At 54.1% G+C, this 17,662-nt stretch carries 19 protein-coding genes, 1 pseudogene and 1 other annotated feature; of the genes and pseudogenes, 8 read left to right on the plus strand and 12 right to left on the minus strand.

The features are described 5' to 3' along the window. The first annotated feature begins 130 nt into the window (after positions 1 to 130). Complete coding sequence (locus tag NA389_RS15410; protein ID WP_000448643.1) at positions 131 to 916, plus strand: DeoR family transcriptional regulator; 786 nt, start codon at positions 131 to 133, stop codon at positions 914 to 916. 1 nt (position 917) lies between these two features. On the opposite strand, the gene ilvN is transcribed toward NA389_RS15410, so the two are convergent. The 3 genes from ilvN to ivbL all read right to left on the minus strand — a co-directional run bounded on the left by ilvN (position 918) and on the right by ivbL (position 3,105). Then, positions 918 to 1,208 carry an acetolactate synthase small subunit gene (gene ilvN / locus NA389_RS15415; RefSeq protein ID WP_001171826.1) on the minus strand — a complete coding sequence of 97 codons (291 nt, stop codon included), beginning with the start codon at positions 1,206 to 1,208 and terminating at the stop codon, positions 918 to 920. A 3-nt stretch (positions 1,209 to 1,211) separates the two neighbouring features. Further along, positions 1,212 to 2,900, minus strand: a complete 1,689-nt coding sequence (ilvB, locus tag NA389_RS15420) for an acetolactate synthase large subunit (RefSeq protein ID WP_000168439.1) — start codon at positions 2,898 to 2,900, stop codon at positions 1,212 to 1,214. Positions 2,901 to 3,006: 106 nt separating this feature from the next. After that, positions 3,007 to 3,105, minus strand: a complete 99-nt coding sequence (gene ivbL / locus NA389_RS15425; RefSeq protein ID WP_001541152.1) for an ilvB operon leader peptide IvbL — start codon at positions 3,103 to 3,105, stop codon at positions 3,007 to 3,009. Between the two features lie 522 nt (positions 3,106 to 3,627). Here ivbL and NA389_RS15430 point away from each other — a divergent pair. The 4 genes and pseudogenes from NA389_RS15430 (at position 3,628) to emrD (ending at position 6,168) form a co-directional block, all read left to right on the plus strand. Then, positions 3,628 to 3,742 (plus strand): annotated as a pseudogene (locus NA389_RS15430) (hypothetical protein). Next, the gene (gene tisB, locus NA389_RS15435) at positions 3,739 to 3,828 is read left to right on the plus strand and encodes a type I toxin-antitoxin system toxin TisB (protein WP_000117642.1); all 90 of its coding nucleotides are present in this window, start codon (positions 3,739 to 3,741) and stop codon (positions 3,826 to 3,828) included. Before NA389_RS15430 ends, tisB begins: the two are co-directional and overlap by 4 nt. Positions 3,829 to 3,920: 92 nt before the next feature. Beyond that, positions 3,921 to 4,781, plus strand: coding sequence for a DMT family transporter (locus tag NA389_RS15440; protein ID WP_001636137.1), 861 nt, complete (start codon positions 3,921 to 3,923; stop codon positions 4,779 to 4,781). 202 nt (positions 4,782 to 4,983) lie between these two features. Beyond that, positions 4,984 to 6,168: a multidrug efflux MFS transporter EmrD gene (gene emrD, locus NA389_RS15445; protein ID WP_000828737.1), complete on the plus strand. Its 1,185-nt coding sequence runs from the start codon at positions 4,984 to 4,986 to the stop codon at positions 6,166 to 6,168. Here the strand turns inward: emrD and NA389_RS15450 are convergent. Both NA389_RS15450 and dsdC read right to left on the minus strand, forming a co-directional pair. Next, positions 6,095 to 7,180, minus strand: a complete 1,086-nt coding sequence (locus tag NA389_RS15450; RefSeq protein WP_000238926.1) for a cellulase family glycosylhydrolase — start codon at positions 7,178 to 7,180, stop codon at positions 6,095 to 6,097. The genes emrD and NA389_RS15450 overlap by 74 nt on opposite strands. 63 nt (positions 7,181 to 7,243) lie before the next feature. Further along, complete coding sequence (gene dsdC / locus NA389_RS15455; RefSeq protein ID WP_001541637.1) at positions 7,244 to 8,167, minus strand: DNA-binding transcriptional regulator DsdC; 924 nt, start codon at positions 8,165 to 8,167, stop codon at positions 7,244 to 7,246. Between the two features lie 225 nt (positions 8,168 to 8,392). Here dsdC and dsdX point away from each other — a divergent pair, with 225 nt between their 5' ends. Together dsdX and dsdA are read left to right on the plus strand one after the other, a co-directional pair. Next, entirely contained in the window at positions 8,393 to 9,730 is a 1,338-nt protein-coding gene (dsdX, locus tag NA389_RS15460) for a D-serine transporter DsdX (RefSeq protein WP_000543319.1), read from the plus strand. A gap of 17 nt (positions 9,731 to 9,747) precedes the next feature. Continuing rightward, positions 9,748 to 11,070 (plus strand): D-serine ammonia-lyase, encoded by a 1,323-nt coding sequence (dsdA, locus tag NA389_RS15465; RefSeq protein ID WP_000428003.1) that lies wholly within the window; start codon positions 9,748 to 9,750, stop codon positions 11,068 to 11,070. Between the two features lie 81 nt (positions 11,071 to 11,151). Here dsdA and NA389_RS15470 read toward each other — a convergent pair whose 3' ends face one another. The 6 genes from NA389_RS15470 to ibpA all read right to left on the minus strand — a co-directional run bounded on the left by NA389_RS15470 (position 11,152) and on the right by ibpA (position 15,623). Continuing rightward, positions 11,152 to 11,682, minus strand: a complete 531-nt coding sequence (locus NA389_RS15470) for a radical SAM protein (RefSeq protein ID WP_079917069.1) — start codon at positions 11,680 to 11,682, stop codon at positions 11,152 to 11,154. Next, positions 11,679 to 12,041: a DUF202 domain-containing protein gene (locus NA389_RS15475; RefSeq protein ID WP_001113454.1), complete on the minus strand. Its 363-nt coding sequence runs from the start codon at positions 12,039 to 12,041 to the stop codon at positions 11,679 to 11,681. Before NA389_RS15475 ends, NA389_RS15470 begins: the two co-directional genes overlap by 4 nt. Beyond that, positions 12,031 to 12,378, minus strand: coding sequence for a YidH family protein (locus tag NA389_RS15480; RefSeq protein WP_000703964.1), 348 nt, complete (start codon positions 12,376 to 12,378; stop codon positions 12,031 to 12,033). Before NA389_RS15480 ends, NA389_RS15475 begins: the two co-directional genes overlap by 11 nt. Before the next feature lie 443 nt (positions 12,379 to 12,821). Then, on the minus strand, positions 12,822 to 14,483 hold the full coding sequence (locus NA389_RS15485) for a putative transporter (protein ID WP_001279795.1): 1,662 nt from the start codon (positions 14,481 to 14,483) through the stop codon (positions 12,822 to 12,824). A gap of 188 nt (positions 14,484 to 14,671) precedes the next feature. Beyond that, positions 14,672 to 15,100 (minus strand): small heat shock chaperone IbpB, encoded by a 429-nt coding sequence (gene ibpB, locus NA389_RS15490; protein WP_001246919.1) that lies wholly within the window; start codon positions 15,098 to 15,100, stop codon positions 14,672 to 14,674. Positions 15,101 to 15,209: 109 nt separating this feature from the next. Then, on the minus strand, positions 15,210 to 15,623 hold the full coding sequence (gene ibpA, locus NA389_RS15495) for a small heat shock chaperone IbpA (RefSeq protein WP_001532742.1): 414 nt from the start codon (positions 15,621 to 15,623) through the stop codon (positions 15,210 to 15,212). Beyond that, positions 15,617 to 15,690 (minus strand) — a sequence feature (ROSE (Repression Of Heat Shock gene Expression) occurs in the 5'-region of heat shock genes and acts as an RNA thermometer to modulate expression.). (Overlaps the previous gene by 7 nt.) 242 nt (positions 15,691 to 15,932) lie before the next feature. Here ibpA and NA389_RS15500 point away from each other — a divergent pair. Then, a complete protein-coding gene (locus NA389_RS15500) occupies positions 15,933 to 16,265 on the plus strand; it encodes a YceK/YidQ family lipoprotein (protein ID WP_001543704.1) in 333 nt (110 codons plus the stop codon). A gap of 1 nt (position 16,266) precedes the next feature. On the opposite strand, the gene NA389_RS15505 is transcribed toward NA389_RS15500, so the two are convergent. Then, positions 16,267 to 17,493, minus strand: coding sequence for a DUF3748 domain-containing protein (locus tag NA389_RS15505; protein ID WP_000809949.1), 1,227 nt, complete (start codon positions 17,491 to 17,493; stop codon positions 16,267 to 16,269). Positions 17,494 to 17,662: the final 169 nt, after the last annotated feature.

Genomic DNA, 17,662 nt, shown 5'->3' on the forward strand with positions numbered 1-17,662 from the left:
TTATAAAACGCGAATAAGCCCACTTTTATTTCCTGACGGCCGGACGTATAGTAGTGCCACACTGTAATGTTCTCAGAAACACATAAATGTTACTGATGGAACATAACAACATGATTTGCGGAGAGGGTGAATGGAGACCAAGCAAAAAGAACGTATCCGACGCTTGATGGAGTTACTGAAAAAGACCGATCGAATCCATCTGAAAGACGCCGCGCGGATGCTGGAAGTTTCGGTGATGACCATTCGCCGCGATCTCAGCCAGGATGATGACCCTTTACCGCTGACGCTGCTCGGCGGCTATATCGTCATGGTAAATAAGCCTACGTCTTCAACCAATATGCCGCTGCCGGCGAAAAAGACGCATCATCGGGACGACCTTCCCGTTGCGATCCTGGCCGCCGGCCTGGTGCGTGAAAACGATCTGGTTTTTTTTGATAACGGTCCGGAAATGCCATTAGTTATCAGCATGATACCGGATGATATTACCTTTACCGGGATTTGCTACTCGCATCGGGTATTTATCGCGCTGAATGAAAAGCCTAATGCCACGGCGATTCTGTGCGGCGGCACCTATCGGGCCAAGAGCGATGCCTTTTATGATGCCAATAATCCTTCGGCGCTGGATTCGCTCAATCCGCGCAAAGTGTTTATTTCCGCCAGCGGCGTACATGAACATTTTGGCGTGAGCTGGTTTAACCCGGATGATCTTGCCGCCAAACGTAAAGCGATGGAGCGCGGTCTGCGCAAAATTTTGCTGGCGCGTCACGCCCTGTTTGATGAGGTCGCGCCTGCCAGCATTGGTTCGCTTTCTGCCTTTGATGTCCTGATTAGCGATCGCCCATTACCGACAGATTATGCCGTTCACTGTCGGAATGGTTCCGTCAAAGTCATCACGCCTGATTCGGAAAGTGAATAACTTACTCAAAAAAGACGGCAATTTTATTGAACATGGTGGGATCGGACTGGTTTCGTACCACCTTCGCCACGTCTTCCAGTTTATCGATCTGACTGATCATCTGTTCAAGCCGCTGATCGTCATTGACCAGAAGCCAGATGCGGCTCTGATCGCTACCCTGAATCGGTAAACAGAGAATACCCTCAACGTTGAAAGCGCGTCGGGCGAACAGCCCGCAGACGTGGGTCATCACGCCAGGATGGTTGCGAACGGTCAGCTCCAGAATAACGTTATCATGTGATTGTTTCTGCATGGCTTATTCCCCCACCATCTCTGTATTTGCCGCGCCCGGCGGCACCATCGGATACACTTTTTCTTCCGCATCAATGCGCACGTGGATCAACGCCGGTCCAGGACGACGAATGATAGCCTGCAACGCCGCCTGCGGATCGGCTTCGTTATTCAAATCACAGGTGTCCAGACCAAACCCGGCGGCAATCTGCATAAAATTGATGCTTCCCGGATAGGTTGCCGCAAAAACGCCCTGTTTATAGAACAGACTCTGTTGCTGATGTACCAGTCCCAGCGCGTCGTTATTCATCAGGATGATTTTCACATCCAACTGGTTTTCGCTGGCGGTAGCCATCTCCTGAATATTCATCATCAAACTACCGTCACCGGAAAAACACAGCACCTTGTTGCCCGGATTCGCCAGCGCCGCGCCAATCGCCGCGGGCAGACCAAACCCCATGGTGCCCAGCCCGCCGGAAGTCAGCCACTGACGCGGACGGTTGAGCGGATAAGCCTGCGCGGTCCACATCTGATGCTGACCTACGTCAGTGGTAATAATCGCGTTGTCGTCCACACAGGCGGCGACTGCGTTAATCAGCCCATAGTGACTAAGCGGGTTATTTTCCTGGGGAATACTGCAAGGGAATTCTTGCTGCAAGTCCGCCACCAACTGATGCCATGCTTCCCGCGGCTGTGCCTCGATATGGGGAATTAACTGTGCCAGTACATCATCGACATCCGCCTGAATAGCCACATGCGGCTGCTTAATTTTGCCTAACTCGGCGCGATCGATATCCACATGGATGATTTTGGCGTTCGGACAAAACTGCTCCGTTTTGCCAATCGCCCGGTCATCAAAACGCGCGCCCAGGACAATCAGTAAATCGGCCTCTTGCAGAATAAAATTGGTACTGCGCGCGCCGTGCATCCCCAGCATTCCTAACGACAGCGGATGCGCCTTAGGCAGCATTCCCAGCGCCATTAAGGTCATTGTCGTCGGCAGTTGCGCTTTTTCCGCCAGTTCGCGCACGCGTGTCGGCGCATTGATCACGCCGCCGCCCAGATACAGCACCGGACGCTTCGCCGCGTTAATCATTGCGGCGGCCTCGCGGATACTCTCCGCGCTAAACTCCGGCGGGGGTGATTTTTCCGCCGGCGACGGCAACGCATCCAGCTCAATTGTCGCCGTCTGCACATCTTTAGGAACGTCTATCCACACCGGGCCGGGACGCCCCGACTGCGCCAGACGAAAAGCATCGCTCATCACCTGAGGCAGCTCATTGATATTTCTGACCAGATAGTTGTGCTTGGTGATGGGGATAGAGATACCGTAGGTATCCACTTCCTGAAACGCGTCAGTACCGATCATGGACGCCGGAACCTGCCCGGTAATGCAGATTAACGGAATGGAATCCAGGCGCGCATCGGCAATGGCCGTGACCAGATTGGTCGCGCCCGGCCCGCTACAGGCCATACAAACAGCAGGTTTACCCTCCGTCCGCGCCATCCCCTGCGCAATAAACCCCGCGCCTTGTTCGTGGCGCGCCAGAATATGACGGATTTGCGTGCTTTGGCTTAACGCGTCGTAAACGGGGAGGATCGAACCGCCGGGAATGCCGGTGACGATACGAATCCCCTGGCGCTCCAGAAAATGAACAATAAATTCCGCGCCCGTAAAGCGCTGAGGTGTAGATGTTGTGCCCGAACTTGCCATGCTCCATTCCTTTTATTCTGAGCCGACGTTCCGGGAAGGTGTCTTAAACAAAAAACCCCGCCCGGTTTGCGCCGGCGGGGTTTTGGAATCGTGTGTGTTCCGGACCCTACGGCGCATTGCCGACGACCACCACCACACGCACGACGACCACTGCGCGAGATGGCGCAGTTGTTAGTAGGGTCGCGTTCAGCATGGAAGGGTTCATTAGGGGCCTTGTCTGTTTGTTATTAACACGTTTTATACAAGCACAGCGCTTTCAGCATGACAACGGAAAAATTTTCATCTGCACAAAAATGCTTCAGCGATCACATTTTTCTACGAATTTACACGCTTTGAGTATAGGCGTGATAAGCGTAGCGCCCTCCGGTAATCGCCGGGATTGATGATCACGCGTTTCACAATGCCGGAAAACAAAAAACCTCGCCGAAGCGAGGTTCTTACAGCGTAATGCGGGTGGTAGCCGCGAAGCACACTGTGTTATGTCAACAGCAGAAGTATACGCGTTCTGTGCAGAACGCGCAATTTCGGCGCGAATTTTGATGAATTTGAGTATGGATCAGAAGCTCCGTTCTGTCTATAAATTACTGTTAATTTATACAGTACTTAACTATAATGTCTTTGACACAATGTGTTATGCGGGGGCCGCATCGTAAACCGGCGCAACGAAGTCCTGGCTGAAACGGGTGGTGCCGTCAGCGCCTTAACCCCCTCGTGAGCACACTGTGTTATGTCAACACGCACACTATTCCTCGCAAAAGGGATCGCGTGCGCAACAGCTGACAACAGGCAGCGGAAAGGTACGTCGGCTGGCAGTGCTCCTTAACCACAGGAGACGCGTATGAGCGTAGTGGATATCACCATTCTTATCCTGAAACTCATTGTTGCAGCACTGCAACTGCTTGATGCTGTTCTGAAATACCTTAAGTAATTCAGATTCAAGCCGCACCGAAGGGGAGCGGGCAACCGCTCCCCTTTCACCTTATCCGCTGGTCTTTCGCTTCCCGGGTATGTTACGTTTTTATGACATCCTCAACGACGCCTGACGCTATGACCCTTTCCGTTTTCTGCATTTTGCTGTTCGCCGCGCTGCTACATGCCAGCTGGAACGCCATTGTCAAAGCGGGAAACGATAAGCTCTACGCCGCGATCGGCGTCAGCGGTTCCGCGGCGGTCATGGCATTGATCCTTTTGCCCTTCTCGCCGCAGCCAGCTCACGCCAGTATCCCTTTTTTAGCGGCCTCTACCGCGCTCCAGGTGGTGTATACCGTCCTGGTGGCGAAAACCTATCAGGTCTCGGACATGAGCCAGACCTATCCTCTTATGCGCGGCACCGCGCCGCTGCTGGTGGCGCTCATTAGCGTTCTGTTTCTTGGCGACAGCCTGTCGTCGCTAGCCTGGGTCGGCATCGCAGTGATCTGTATGGCGATACTTGGGATGGCCTGTAATGGCCGCGCCAGTTCTCAACGTGGTGTCGTGCTGGCATTAACTAACGCCTGTTTTATTGCCGGATATACGCTGGTGGACGGGACCGGCGTAAGACTCTCCGAAACGGCGCTGGGCTATACGCTATGGTCATTTTTTCTCAACGGCGCCTGCCTGTTAACCTGGGCGATGATTGCGCGGCGGCGGGAAGCGTCGCGTTATCTGGCGCAACAGTGGAAAAAAGGCATTTTTGGCGGGATTGGCACTATGGGATCTTATGGGCTGGCGCTATGGGCCATGACCCAGGCGCCGCTGGCGGTGGTCGCCGCGCTGCGTGAGACGTCGATTTTATTCGGCGCGCTGATAGCCTGGCTGCTACTTAAAGAGAAAGTGGCCGGGCTACGTCTGGTGGCGGCTGGCGGGATTGCCCTCGGGGCGATTTTACTCCGTCTGTCATGATTGCCCAATAACAGCCGCAGACGTAACACATTCTCGGCAACATTTGTTGCCGCTTTTGTTTACATATCCTGCCGTTCCTTCGTCTGCCATTGCTGGTCGCTGTCTGGCCTTCTTTTTCTGGTGTGATAGATTCCTCTCGCATTTATGGGAATGCGCAGCAAGTTATTCTTATTTTTTCTTTTTTTGAAAAGTAATCAGCGAAATGAAAAGGCAGAGAAACGTCAATTTGTTGTTGATGTTGGTGTTACTAGTGGCCGTAGGGCAGATGGCGCAAACCATTTATATTCCCGCCATCGCCGATATGGCACAAGCGCTAAACGTCCGGGAAGGCGCCGTCCAGAGCGTAATGGCTGCTTACCTCCTGACCTACGGCGTCTCGCAACTGTTTTACGGCCCGCTTTCCGACCGGGTTGGGCGCCGCCCGGTAATCCTCGTCGGCATGTCTATTTTTATGGTAGCGACTCTGTTCGCCATGACCACGCATAGTTTGACGGTGTTGATTGCCGCCAGCGCCATGCAAGGGATGGGAACCGGCGTTGGCGGAGTAATGGCGAGAACGCTCCCGCGCGATCTGTATGAAGGAACGCAACTTCGTCACGCCAATAGCCTGTTAAATATGGGGATTCTGGTCAGCCCGCTGTTAGCGCCGCTGATTGGCGGTCTGCTGGACACCCTGTGGAACTGGCGCGCGTGTTACGCTTTCCTGCTGGTGCTTTGCGCTGGCGTCACCTTCAGCATGGCGCGCTGGATGCCGGAAACCCGCCCCGCCGGCGCGCCGCGCACACGGCTGATCGCCAGCTATAAAACGCTGTTTGGCAACGGCGCATTTAACTGTTATCTGCTGATGCTAATCGGCGGGCTGGCTGGCATTGCGGTCTTTGAAGCCTGTTCCGGCGTGCTGATGGGGGCAGTATTAGGTCTCAGCAGTATGGTGGTAAGCATTCTGTTTATTCTGCCGATTCCGGCGGCGTTCTTCGGCGCCTGGTTTGCCGGACGCCCGAATAAACGCTTCTCAACCCTGATGTGGCAGTCAGTTATTTGCTGTCTGCTGGCAGGCCTTATGATGTGGATTCCCGGCTGGTTTGGCGTGATGAACGTCTGGACGCTACTCATCCCCGCTGCGCTGTTTTTCTTCGGCGCCGGGATGTTATTTCCACTGGCCACCAGCGGCGCGATGGAGCCGTTTCCGTTCCTTGCAGGCACCGCTGGCGCGCTGGTCGGCGGGCTGCAAAATATTGGTTCCGGCGTACTGGCGTGGCTTTCGGCAATGTTGCCGCAAACCGGTCAGGGCAGTCTGGGACTGTTGATGACCCTTATGGGATTACTGATCCTGGCGTGCTGGCTGCCGCTGGCGTCACGGATATCGCATCAGGGACAGACGGTTTAACGTTCCCCTCGCCCGGCTTTTTGCCGGGCGTTTCACATTCCGGCGCGATCATCGCATTGAGCAGGGGCTCCTGCGCCGGGCGCCACGCTCCTTCTTCGCCGTCATAAAACTGAGTGTCTGCGTTTATCGCATACGGAATATGCGCTTTTTTCAGCTCGCAGGCCATAAAACGGGCAAACGCGAACTGTGAAGCGACCGGCGTCATTTTTATCGACTCTCCCGGCGCCCATCCGCCCACCCAGCTTGCATGGCCGGTCTTATGCTGCCAGCGAACCGCGGCGTTAATCCGTGCCCGAATCGCCGCTTTTTCCGCCGCCGTGCCTGACGTCCACGGATATTTACCGCCGCTTTTCAGGGGCCCCCACGGGAAGATGTGCCACTCCGCCAGTACATAGTTCTGGCTTTGCGCCGGCAGTTTAAGCGCCGACAAATCCTCCGGCGCGGCGCGCATGCGGGGGGCAACGAAAATCATCCGCTGTGGGTCAATGGCGTGAATCAGGCGGATGGTTTTGTCATATACGCGATTCAGCGACGCCATATTATGATTAAGTTTGTCGGCAGGCTCATAAATGAGATCGAACCCCAGAAGCGGGGATGTCTGACCAAAATAGCGCGCGACCACGCTCCACCAGTTGATCAGCTCCTTTTCATGGCTGGCGCTGGGATCGGTTTTATACGCATCCGCCTGATAGGCAATAATGGGTATGACGCCATAGTATTCGCAGGCTTCTACCAGCTTACGCAAATGGATGAGGCGCGCTTCCGTCGGCGCGCCTGCCACACGGATACGGACATGCGTTAACCCTTTTGCCTTAAAATCCCGCACGACCAGCGGATCAAACTCGCGGATACCCCGTTCCGTTCGCGCCCAGTCAACATCCATCCCAACGCCAAGCTGCTGCGCATAGCGCGCCGCCGTCAAAGGCATCGGTTTCGCATAGACGACCGCGCTGGTCAGCATGAGAGAGGCAATAAGCGGTTTAAACACGACGCCCCCTAAAATTTTTACCACGGTGATAGCACGTATTTAGCATATTCACTCCCGGCAGGTGTAGCGACAAAGCGTAATAAATCTTCACACCTGTTCCTGCAACCAGCGAATAAATGCCTCGATTTTCGGCCACTGCCTGCCAGGCAGAGTGGTGACATAATAATGCTGATGACATTTCAGCCTCATGTCACCAAAAGGCGCAATCAGTTCGCCGCTGTCGAGACGCTTTTGCACCAGCCGTTTACGCCCCATCGCCACGCCAATGTGGTTCATCGCAGCAATCACCGCTAAATCAGAACGATCGAAGCCAATGCCGGATGAATCCGGCAAATTTACCGCAAAATGCTGCGCCCAACTGTGCCACTCATCGGTGCCCGAATCGTTACTCCACGCCTGTCTGTCGTGCAAGAGCGTACAGTGCCGCAAGTTATTCAGGTTGTCCTGCAAGGCGAAACGACGGGCGTAATCCGGGCTGCAAACGGGCAAAATCGCCTCATCCATTAAAAAATGGTGCGTGAGCTGCGCCGACGGCGCATCGTCAAAATAGATAGCCAGGTCAATGCCGGCACGCTGTAGGTTAACGTTATCGTTGCCGGTCAGCATAGTGAGAGAAATTGACGGATAGCGACGGGTAAAGTCCCCCAGCGCAGGCACCAGCCAGCACTGGGCGATAGAGGGACGGGAATACACGGTCAACGTGCCGGACAGTTCCTGATTTTTGATATCGAGGATTTCCTGATTCAACGTATCCAGCGACGATTTCAACGCCCAGAATACCCGTTTGCCTTCATGGGTAAGCTCCACTTTACGGTGAGAGCGGACAAATAGCTGGATTCCCAACTCGGCTTCCAGTTGATTGATACGATGGCTTACCGCACTTGGGCTTAACGACAGCTCATCTGCCGCCAGAGCAAAGGACTGGTGTCTGGCCGCGACTTCAAAAGTATAGAGTTTGGATAACTGCCAACCGTTGAGTAAGCGGTTTCGGGTATCGCGAAGGGGTTCCATGGCAACCTCAGTCATCTTTTAATTTCCCGAAGTGTAAAAAAACACGCTGAAAAAATCCGCACATAGATGAAGCAAAATGAACCATATCGCAAAATAAAGGCAATATTAGATGGAAATCACATAGTTGATTCAATTTACATCATGTTAATGGCAAATTATATCGTTTGTCAGGGAGTGCTGTTTTTCTGTCCAATAAGAACAGATTAATCACAGGGTAGGTGAGATATGCACGCTCAAATCTGGGTAGTGAGCACGCTGCTGATCAGCATCGTGTTAATCGTATTGACCATCGTGAAGTTTAAATTCCACCCCTTCCTGGCGTTACTGCTCGCCAGTTTCTTTGTCGGCGCGATGATGGGCATGGGGCCGCTGGAGATGGTCACAGCGATAGAAAACGGAATAGGCGGTACGCTCGGTTTTCTGGCCGCCGTTATCGGTCTTGGCACCATCCTCGGCAAAATGATGGAGGTTTCCGGCGCGGCGGAACGCATCGGGCTTACGCTCCAGCGCTGCCGCTGGCTCTCTGCTGACGTGATCATGGTACTGGTGGGGCTGATTTGCGGTATCACGTTGTTCGTGGAAGTGGGCGTCGTGTTGCTCATCCCACTGGCGTTTTCTATCGCTAAAAAAACCCATACCTCGCTGCTGAAGCTGGCCATTCCGCTGTGTACCGCGCTGATGGCCGTCCATTGCGTGGTACCGCCGCATCCGGCTGCGCTGTTTGTCGCAAATAAACTGGGGGCGGATATCGGCTCGGTGATTGTCTACGGTCTGCTGGTCGGACTGATGGCCTCATTGGTCGGCGGCCCGCTGTTCTTAAAGTTTCTGGGTAATCGTCTGCCGTTCAAGCCCGTACCGACAGAGTTTGCGGATCTTGAAGTGCGCGCCGAAAACACCCTGCCATCGCTGGGCGCAACGCTGTTTACCGTTCTGTTGCCGATTGGCCTGATGCTGGTGAAAACCGTCGCTGAACTGAATATGGCGAAAGACGGCACGTTGTATACGCTGCTGGAGTTTATCGGTAATCCGATCACCGCGATGTTTATCGCTGTCTTTGTAGCGTATTACATACTCGGTCTGCGCCAGCATATGGGTATGAGCACGCTACTTACCCACACCGAAAACGGCTTTGGCGCCATTGCGAACATCCTGCTGATTATCGGCGCGGGCGGCGCGTTCAACGCCATTCTCAAAAGTAGCGGGCTGGCGGACACGCTGGCGGTGATCCTCTCAAATATGCATATGCACCCGATTCTGCTGGCATGGCTGGTAGCGCTGATTCTGCACGCGGCGGTCGGCTCTGCGACGGTGGCGATGATGGGCGCCACCGCGATTGTTGCGCCCATGCTGCCGCTCTATCCTGACGTCAGCCCGGAGATCATTGCGATTGCCATTGGTTCCGGTGCCATTGGCTGCACGATCGTGACCGATTCCCTGTTCTGGCTGGTCAAGCAGTATTGCGGCGCTACGCTGAATGAAACGTTTAAATACTATACGACGGCCACGTTTATCGCATCTGTCGTTGCACTGGCTGGCACATTCCTGCTTTCCTTTATCATCTGATCGTAAAGAGACGTACTATGGAAAACATACAAAAGCTCATCGCCCGGTATCCTTTGGTCCAGGATCTGGTCGCCCTCAAAGAAACCACCTGGTTTAACCCGGGCACCACCTCTCTTGCACAAGGTCTACCGTATGTCGGCCTGACGGAGCAGGACGTAAACGCCGCCCATGACCGTCTGGCGCGCTTTGCGCCGTATCTGGCGAAAGCGTTTCCGCAAACCGCCGCCGCTGGCGGCATGATCGAATCTGACGTGGTCGCTATTCCGGCCATGCAAAAGCGGCTGGAAAAAGAGTATGGGCAAACGATCGACGGTGAAATGCTGTTAAAAAAAGACAGCCACCTGGCAATCTCTGGTTCCATTAAAGCGCGCGGCGGCATCTACGAGGTGCTAACGCACGCGGAAAAACTGGCGCTGGAGGCGGGTCTGTTAACCACCGACGATGACTATAGCGTGTTGCTTTCGCCGGAATTTAAACAATTCTTCAGCCAGTACAGTATCGCCGTCGGTTCAACCGGCAATCTGGGGCTATCGATCGGTATCATGAGCGCCTGCATCGGTTTTAAAGTGACGGTACATATGTCTGCCGACGCCCGCGCCTGGAAAAAAGCGAAGCTGCGTAGCCACGGCGTGACGGTCGTGGAATACGAAGATGATTACGGCGTGGCGGTTGAGCAGGGTCGTAAAGCAGCGCAATCCGATCCAAACTGTTTCTTTATCGACGATGAAAACTCCCGCACGCTATTTCTGGGCTATGCGGTAGCGGGTCAGCGTCTGAAAGCGCAATTCGCGCAACAGGGACGCGTCGTTGACGCCAGCCACCCACTGTTTGTTTATCTACCGTGCGGCGTTGGCGGCGGCCCTGGCGGCGTCGCCTTTGGCCTGAAACTGGCATTTGGCGACAACGTCCACTGTTTCTTTGCCGAACCGACCCATTCACCCTGCATGTTACTCGGCGTTTATACCGGTCTGCACGATGCCATCTCAGTACAAGATATCGGTATTGATAACCTGACGGCGGCTGACGGCCTGGCGGTAGGTCGCGCTTCAGGCTTTGTTGGTCGGGCAATGGAGCGTCTGCTTGACGGCCTCTATACCTTAGACGATCAAACAATGTATGACATGCTGGGCTGGCTGGCGCAGGAGGAAGGAATTCGACTGGAGCCATCAGCTCTGGCAGGGATGGCCGGGCCACAGCGCATTTGCGCCGCCACCGAGTATCAGCAAAGGCATGGATTCAGTCAGACGCAGCTCGGCAACGCGACGCATCTGGTATGGGCAACCGGGGGCGGCATGGTGCCGGAGGATGAAATGGAACAATACCTGGCAAAAGGACGCTAATACTCGCTCAGTGCCGGAAAGACGGCAGCGCCATCCGGCACGCCATCGCCTGATGGCGCTACGCTTATCAGGCTTACGACGCTAACGCAGCATCACCATCAACTCCTCCGGCGAGCGATGCTGTTTCAGTAAATCCCGCATCACCCGCATATGCGGCGAGGAGTAGTTAAAAAAGGTCTGGTAGCCCTCGCAAAGCCGGTTTTTCCCCTGGCTATCCCGATGCTCAGGGCATCCGCCGCCGCAAAATCGTAATAAAGAGCACTTCTGACATTCAGCGCTTAGCGGCGCCTTGTCCGGCGCTTCAGCGCCATTCCTGCCGCCGCACCACTGCTGTAGCGTCTCATCAAAAAGGCGAACCGAGATACGCTGAATATCTTCACGTACCCAAATATCAAATACGCTATTTAAAAACCGCCCCCAGTCTGCTGAACACAATGAATCCTCGGTCAACATTCCGTTCCGGTCATGTTCCAACAATGGGATAAAATGGACATTGCGAATGCCGAGCCGTTGTAAGTTACGGTACAGTTGCTGAGGGCGCTGGCTATTCTGGCGATTTACGACGACCTGAATCTGGTCATCACTCACGACAATGTCCTGACGTCCTGTCATATAAAGTTCCCGATAAATGCAATAAGTTGGCGAATATGGGTAACAGCAAACAGGATTGCGAGCGACAACACCGCGAGGGAGATCAAAAATTTGTCACGCACGACATGAGTTTCGGAAAAATCGCTATGCGCGACATCCATCAAATTACGACTCAGGGTATAACGCCAAAGAATCACCGCCACTATCGCCAGAACGCTGATTGACACCCAGAACAAGAACCCCGCCTGATGCCAGTGGTGCCTGACGGCTAACGCCATTAACGCCCCATATCCCAGCAGCGTGCGAAACCAGGCCAGCGAGGTACGTTCCGGTTGCAGTCCCGGATCGTTCTGCCGACGGGCTTTACGACTATCCGGCATACAGTACCAGCCCCATTACAATCACCGCGACAATCATCAAAATAACGCTGATGATCAACAGGCTATGGGTATAGGGCAAATCCTCTTTCAGACGCATCGCTTTTTCATTACGTAACCAGCGTAGATAGCCATAAATCGCCAGGCCGCCCGCAAACAGACAGAGTAATAACGCCAGCAGTTCACGGATCACTGGCGTGGCAAAATCCGGGGCGAGCTGATCAAGACCGACGCCTGCCGCCAGAAATCCCAGCGAGGTGCGAATCCACGCCAGAAAGGTACGCTCATTTGCCAGTGAGAAGCGATAATCCGGCGCTTCTCCGAGGCGGGAAATCTTCATGACGACTCCTTTTACGTTCTTATGTATTCCCGTTCGTTTTCAGAATACCACTCACGTTGTTGCTGATATGCTTCACATTATCCCGCAGCAAGGGAATCTTATTGCAAAATAACTGTAGTTCACTGGTGATGTGTTTCGGCGCAACCGCGCTCATTGCCGCTATTTTTCATTTCAGTTGCGACCTTTTTCAACGCCACCGCCAGGAAAGGCATTATTGCCGAATTAAAAGCTGAAAAACCACCCGTCGCGACGAAAAAAAAGGCGAAGAAGATTGATAACTAACTGAAACAAATTGGAATTATGCTCGTTGCCATTACGCTGATTAGCGCGTTCATTGAGGAAAGAGATAAGAAAAAGAGCAGAAGTGTGACCGGTGCGGCGCGCGTTATCCAGCCTGGATTTAACACAGTGCATAGGCCGGATAAGCAACGCGCCATCAGGCGCTAACCCATTCCCCAAAAAATCACCGCCAGCAGTTGTGGCGTGATAATACGCAGGAACATCACTAACGGATAGACAGTCGCGTAAGAGAGCGCCGCCGCGCCGCTGGTGGCATGAAGATTGTTGGCAAATGCCAGCGCTGGCGGATCGGTCATCGAACCGGCCAGCATCCCGCACAGCGTCAGATAGTTCATTTTGGCAAAAATCCGCGCCAGCAAACCGACGGTAATCAGCGGAATAGCGGTGATGAAAATACCATAGCCAATCCAGCTTAATCCTTCGCCCTGCGTCAGCGTATCGACAAAATCGCCGCCGGATTTCAGCCCAACGACCGCCAGAAACAAAACGATGCCTAACTCACGCAGCGCGAGGTTGGCGCTCGGCGGCATAAACCAGTACAGCTTACCGATGCTGCCGATACGCCCCAAAATTAGCGCTATGATCAGCGGCCCGCCGGCCAGCCCCAGTTTTAACGCGACCGGGAATCCCGGCACAAACAACGGGATTGACCCAAGCAGAACCCCTAATCCGATGCCGATAAACACCGGCAGCATCTGCACCTGCTGGAGTTTTTGCTGCGCGTTGCCGACCACATTGGCTACCGCATCAATCGAGGCTGGACGCCCCACCAGATTGAGAATGTCGCCAAACTGCAGGCTGGCGTCGCTACTGGCGACCAGCTCAACGCCCGCGCGGTTAAGACGGGAGATAACCACGTCATAACGCTCTTTAAAGTGCAAATCGCGGATACGTTTGCCGAGCACTTTTTCGTTGGTGACGACCACACGCTCGACGCGTAAATCCGTGCCGCGCGTCGACAACGAGGTGTCCACTTCCTTGCCGATCACCAGTTGCGCGTTATGCAGGTCGGTAGATTGGCCGACGAGGTGCAGCAGGTCGCCTGCCTGGATAATCGTCCCCGGCGACGGCACCATCAGCGTGTCGTCGCGTTTCAGGCGTGAGCAAATGATTTTATCGCTGTTCAGGATCGGCACATCCTGAATAGCCATATTATTGAGGTTCGGATTCTCGACACGGATATTCATTGTTTGAATTAATGAATGACCGTTAGCGAGAGAGGATTCATGCCTCTGCGCCTCCGCCTCGACGTTAACGCGAAAAATCAACCGCATCAGCCACATGGTGAGCAAAATACCGCAGATGCCAAACGGATACGCCATCGCATAGCTCATCCCCATCTGATCCACCAGATCCACTGGCGTTCCCAGATCGCGCAGGATTTGCTGACCCGCCCCTAACGCAGGCGTATTGGTGACTGCGCCGGAGAAAATCCCCAGCACCACTGGCAGCGGAATAGCGAAAATTTTATGCAGAATCGCGGTGACCAACCCGCCCATAATCACAATCAGAACAGCAAACAGATTGAGACGCAGCCCGGAAACGCGTAGCGAGGCGAAAAACCCCGGCCCCACCTGTATGCCGATGGTATAAACAAAAAGGATCAGGCCGAATTCCTGGATAAAGTGCAGCATATCGCCGCTCAGCGTCACCCCAGCCTGATCGACGAAGTGGCCGACGATAATACCGCCGAACAACACACCGCCAATACCAAAGCCGACACCGCGCACTTTAATGTTGCCGATCCATAAACCGACAACCGCCACCAACGCCAGAACGCTGACCGTCAATGCGATATCACTCATCTTTTCTTCCCTGTGAGTAACATTTCAATTTATAGGGATTATGACTGAACCGTTAAGGCATATATACAGCATGGCGCACATTCTCATGTTACAAAACCGCCCAGACGTCCTGACTTCGGCAGCGTCTTACCCTTTTTCGTGGCACAAAAAAGCCCCGCCATCTCTGGCGGGGCAAGGCAAGGAGCTCATTAGCTATTTAATGCGGAGCGTTCGTTAATGGCGATACGCTGCGGCGCAATGGTTTCCGGCTCGTTGCGGGTTAAATCAATATGCAGCAGGCCGTTGGTAAACGTCGCGCCGGAAACTTCCATATTCTCAGCCAGCGTAAAGCTCAGGCTAAAAGGCTGCATGACCAGGCCCTGATGTAACCATTTGGGCTCGTTTTCCGGCTGTTCCGGCGTGCCTTTCACCGTCAGGCGCGTGCCTTCCAGTTGAATATCCAGATCTTCCTGACGGAAACCGGCTAACGCTAAGGTAATGCGATAATGGTTATCGTCGCTTTTTTCGATGTTATAGGGCGGGAAGCTCTGGCTTTCGCCGCTGTTTTGCAGCGCATTGGCCAGCTTGTCAAAACCGATCCATTGACGCAGCAGTGGGGATAAATCGTAGTTACGCATAATCATTTCTCCTTCTAAGAAGCGAGTTTTTACCTTCACACTTTACGTGCGAATATGCTCCCTGACGGCGAGCATGGGATGACAGGCCGCGCAACGCGACCCGACGGAATCAGTTAATTTCGATACGGCGCGGTTTGTTCGCTTCCGGAATCACGCGCTCCAGTTCGATATACAGCAGCCCGTTGACCAGGTTTGCGCCGCGAACGTGAATGTTCTCCGCTAACTGGAACTTACGTTCAAAGTTACGCTCGGCAATGCCCTGATACAGGTAAGTACGTTCTTTCTGCTCGTCCGCATGAGCGCCTTTTACCACCAGTAAATTATCCTGGGCAGTAATCTCCAGTTCGCTTTCCGCGAAACCGGCAACGGCAATGGCGATGCGGTAGTGGTTTTCGTCTACCAGCTCAACGTTGTACGGAGGGTAGCCGCCATTACTTTGGCTTTGGTTATTTTCAAGCAGGTTAAACAGACGGTCAAAACCAATGGCAGAACGGTACAGCGGGGATAAATCAAAGTTACGCATAATCATAAACTCCTGAAATCAGCGAGAATGTCAGACCTTCCATCATGGACAGGCCAGGATTGCCAGAACACCCATCAGGCGTGCCCTTCTATTCACTACGTCTTATAAATGGGTCTGAATACGTACTTTTCAAGTATTTTAATCCGACTTTTTTTTGCAGTTTATTGGCTATTGCATAGACTGGTTGGGACAGCACTGATTGTTAAAGTGCGATTACTGCCACAGTGCCGCGTACTGGTGATGTTATTTTTAGCAACGGATCGCTATAACTCATCATGCAAATAACGACAACCAACAGATGAATGAGTGATGATAAAAAACGTGTTGTTAACGCTGATAATATGGAATGGGATGCTTTTATTAGGCGGTTGTTCAAGCGTCATGTCGCACACCGGCGGTAAAGAGGGTACTTATCCTGGCACGCGCGCCAGCGCTACGATGATCGGTAACGATGAGACAAACTGGGGCACCAAATCGTTGGCTATCCTGGATATGCCGTTTACCGCCGTGATGGATACGATCCTTCTGCCGTGGGACATCTTCCGCAAAGACAGTTCGGTAAGATCGCGCGTAGAGAAAAGCGAGGAGGAGACGAAAATGACCAATGCCGTCATCCCCCCGGCGAAGATGCCTCCTCCCTGATCTATCGCCCGGTTTCCGTCACCCATAGCTGACGGAACCCTTTCACCTCTTCCATCCATGCGACGTGTCGCCCATCCGGTGAAAAAACGACGGCGTCTGCAGAAGGCGGGTTGTCGTGCCTGGCGGTTAAGAAGTCGATCCTCCCACTTTGTGCGTCGCAGCAGGCAATCCGATTTTCCAGCACCAGTCCCAGCCATTTACCCGACGGATGCCAGTTAAACGCTGACTGTACGCCGGTCGCATGATGCGTTAACTGCCGGGGCTCGCCTCCCTGCGGCGATATCAGCCACAGTTGCGCTACGCCGTTATCGTCTCGCATCAAAAAGGCGATCGCCGTCGCCTGCGGATTACTGCGGACCCAGTGGCGTGGTTCGTTAGTGAGCCCAGGGTAAACACGCTGGTGAGTAAAGGTAAGACGCCGCTGAACTACGCCCAACGGCGGCGATGGCATCGTTGATTCGGTTCCCGTCAGCGGCGTGTCGCCTGCCTGTTTCCAGCCGTTTTCATGACACGGTAAATCGACAATAAACAGCTCCGGGACTTTTTTGCCCGTCAGCGACAGCGTATCGCCAATAAAGGCGATCTGGCGGTTGCCCACCCAGCCCTCTTCATAGGCGCGGTTAATGTCATCGCTGCCAGGTCTCGGCGCAGGCGTCGTGCGGCTAACCAGTACGCACCAGTGGCTACCGCTGTATTCGCGCGGATGCTGAACCGGCACCGTTACCGGCCCATACGGCACGGCCACGCCGACATTACGCAGATCCAGCGCCGGATCTCGCTCATGCAGAACGTGGTCATTATAGGTAAAACTCACCAGCTCGCCGTTCGGGCTAAATACATGGACGTGGCTGCCGCCGCGCAGCGCGCCGGGAGTATACGGCGCAGTAATATCCATCGCATCGAGGTTAGTCACGCCCCTCGGCGTTGCAATAACGCCCCGGCGGTGGTGAAAATCGTAATGCCACGTCTCATCAGGGTTTTCAGGGCCATGAATAAACACATAGTGATTGTCGGCAGGATGCACCGTCACCACGCCGACATGCGCGCCCTGCACGGCGCGATAAATCACCTCCACGTCGCCGGTATGCACATTGACACGCTCAATAGTCTTGCCCGTAAATGACGCGCCTGAAGGCCGCACATCAAAGACCAGCCACTGGCTGTCAGGTGTCCAGGTATTGGTGTTGGTAAGCTGGTGATGGCGCGGCGTAAAGGTGATTTGTTTCATGGGATGTCCTGATAAGAGACGATGCTCGCCATCATACTTCACACGGGCTTTACTTTCAGGCTTTAGCGTATCGTTGAGATAGCCAGGCCCGATGGCGCCACGCCACCGGGCCGTCAGGGCATTATTTCTCCTGCGCCAGCCGGATACTGCGCTCTATCACCGCCCGCCG

The sequence above is a fragment of the Salmonella sp. NW645 genome (assembly GCF_051703725.1).
Classification (GTDB): Bacteria; Pseudomonadota; Gammaproteobacteria; order Enterobacterales; family Enterobacteriaceae; genus Salmonella; species Salmonella enterica.

Excerpts from the sequence above, each read along its gene's own strand:
- ilvB (WP_000168439.1), bottom strand. The coding sequence starts at position 2,900 with ATGGCAAGTTCGGGCACAACATCTACACCTCAGCGCTTTACGGGCGCG.
- ibpA (WP_001532742.1), bottom strand. The coding sequence starts at position 15,623 with ATGCGTAACTTTGATTTATCCCCGCTGTACCGTTCTGCCATTGGTTTT.
- NA389_RS15440 (WP_001636137.1), top strand. The coding sequence starts at position 3,921 with ATGACATCCTCAACGACGCCTGACGCTATGACCCTTTCCGTTTTCTGC.
- NA389_RS15505 (WP_000809949.1), bottom strand. The coding sequence starts at position 17,493 with ATGAAACAAATCACCTTTACGCCGCGCCATCACCAGCTTACCAACACC.
- ibpB (WP_001246919.1), bottom strand. The coding sequence starts at position 15,100 with ATGCGTAACTACGATTTATCCCCACTGCTGCGTCAATGGATCGGTTTT.
- dsdX (WP_000543319.1), top strand. The coding sequence starts at position 8,393 with ATGCACGCTCAAATCTGGGTAGTGAGCACGCTGCTGATCAGCATCGTG.
- dsdC (WP_001541637.1), bottom strand. The coding sequence starts at position 8,167 with ATGGAACCCCTTCGCGATACCCGAAACCGCTTACTCAACGGTTGGCAG.
- NA389_RS15500 (WP_001543704.1), top strand. The coding sequence starts at position 15,933 with ATGATAAAAAACGTGTTGTTAACGCTGATAATATGGAATGGGATGCTT.
- ivbL (WP_001541152.1), bottom strand. The coding sequence starts at position 3,105 with ATGAACCCTTCCATGCTGAACGCGACCCTACTAACAACTGCGCCATCT.
- NA389_RS15480 (WP_000703964.1), bottom strand. The coding sequence starts at position 12,378 with ATGAAGATTTCCCGCCTCGGAGAAGCGCCGGATTATCGCTTCTCACTG.
- ilvN (WP_001171826.1), bottom strand. The coding sequence starts at position 1,208 with ATGCAGAAACAATCACATGATAACGTTATTCTGGAGCTGACCGTTCGC.
- NA389_RS15485 (WP_001279795.1), bottom strand. The coding sequence starts at position 14,483 with ATGAGTGATATCGCATTGACGGTCAGCGTTCTGGCGTTGGTGGCGGTT.
- tisB (WP_000117642.1), top strand. The coding sequence starts at position 3,739 with ATGAGCGTAGTGGATATCACCATTCTTATCCTGAAACTCATTGTTGCA.
- emrD (WP_000828737.1), top strand. The coding sequence starts at position 4,984 with ATGAAAAGGCAGAGAAACGTCAATTTGTTGTTGATGTTGGTGTTACTA.
- NA389_RS15410 (WP_000448643.1), top strand. The coding sequence starts at position 131 with ATGGAGACCAAGCAAAAAGAACGTATCCGACGCTTGATGGAGTTACTG.
- dsdA (WP_000428003.1), top strand. The coding sequence starts at position 9,748 with ATGGAAAACATACAAAAGCTCATCGCCCGGTATCCTTTGGTCCAGGAT.
- NA389_RS15475 (WP_001113454.1), bottom strand. The coding sequence starts at position 12,041 with ATGCCGGATAGTCGTAAAGCCCGTCGGCAGAACGATCCGGGACTGCAA.
- NA389_RS15470 (WP_079917069.1), bottom strand. The coding sequence starts at position 11,682 with ATGACAGGACGTCAGGACATTGTCGTGAGTGATGACCAGATTCAGGTC.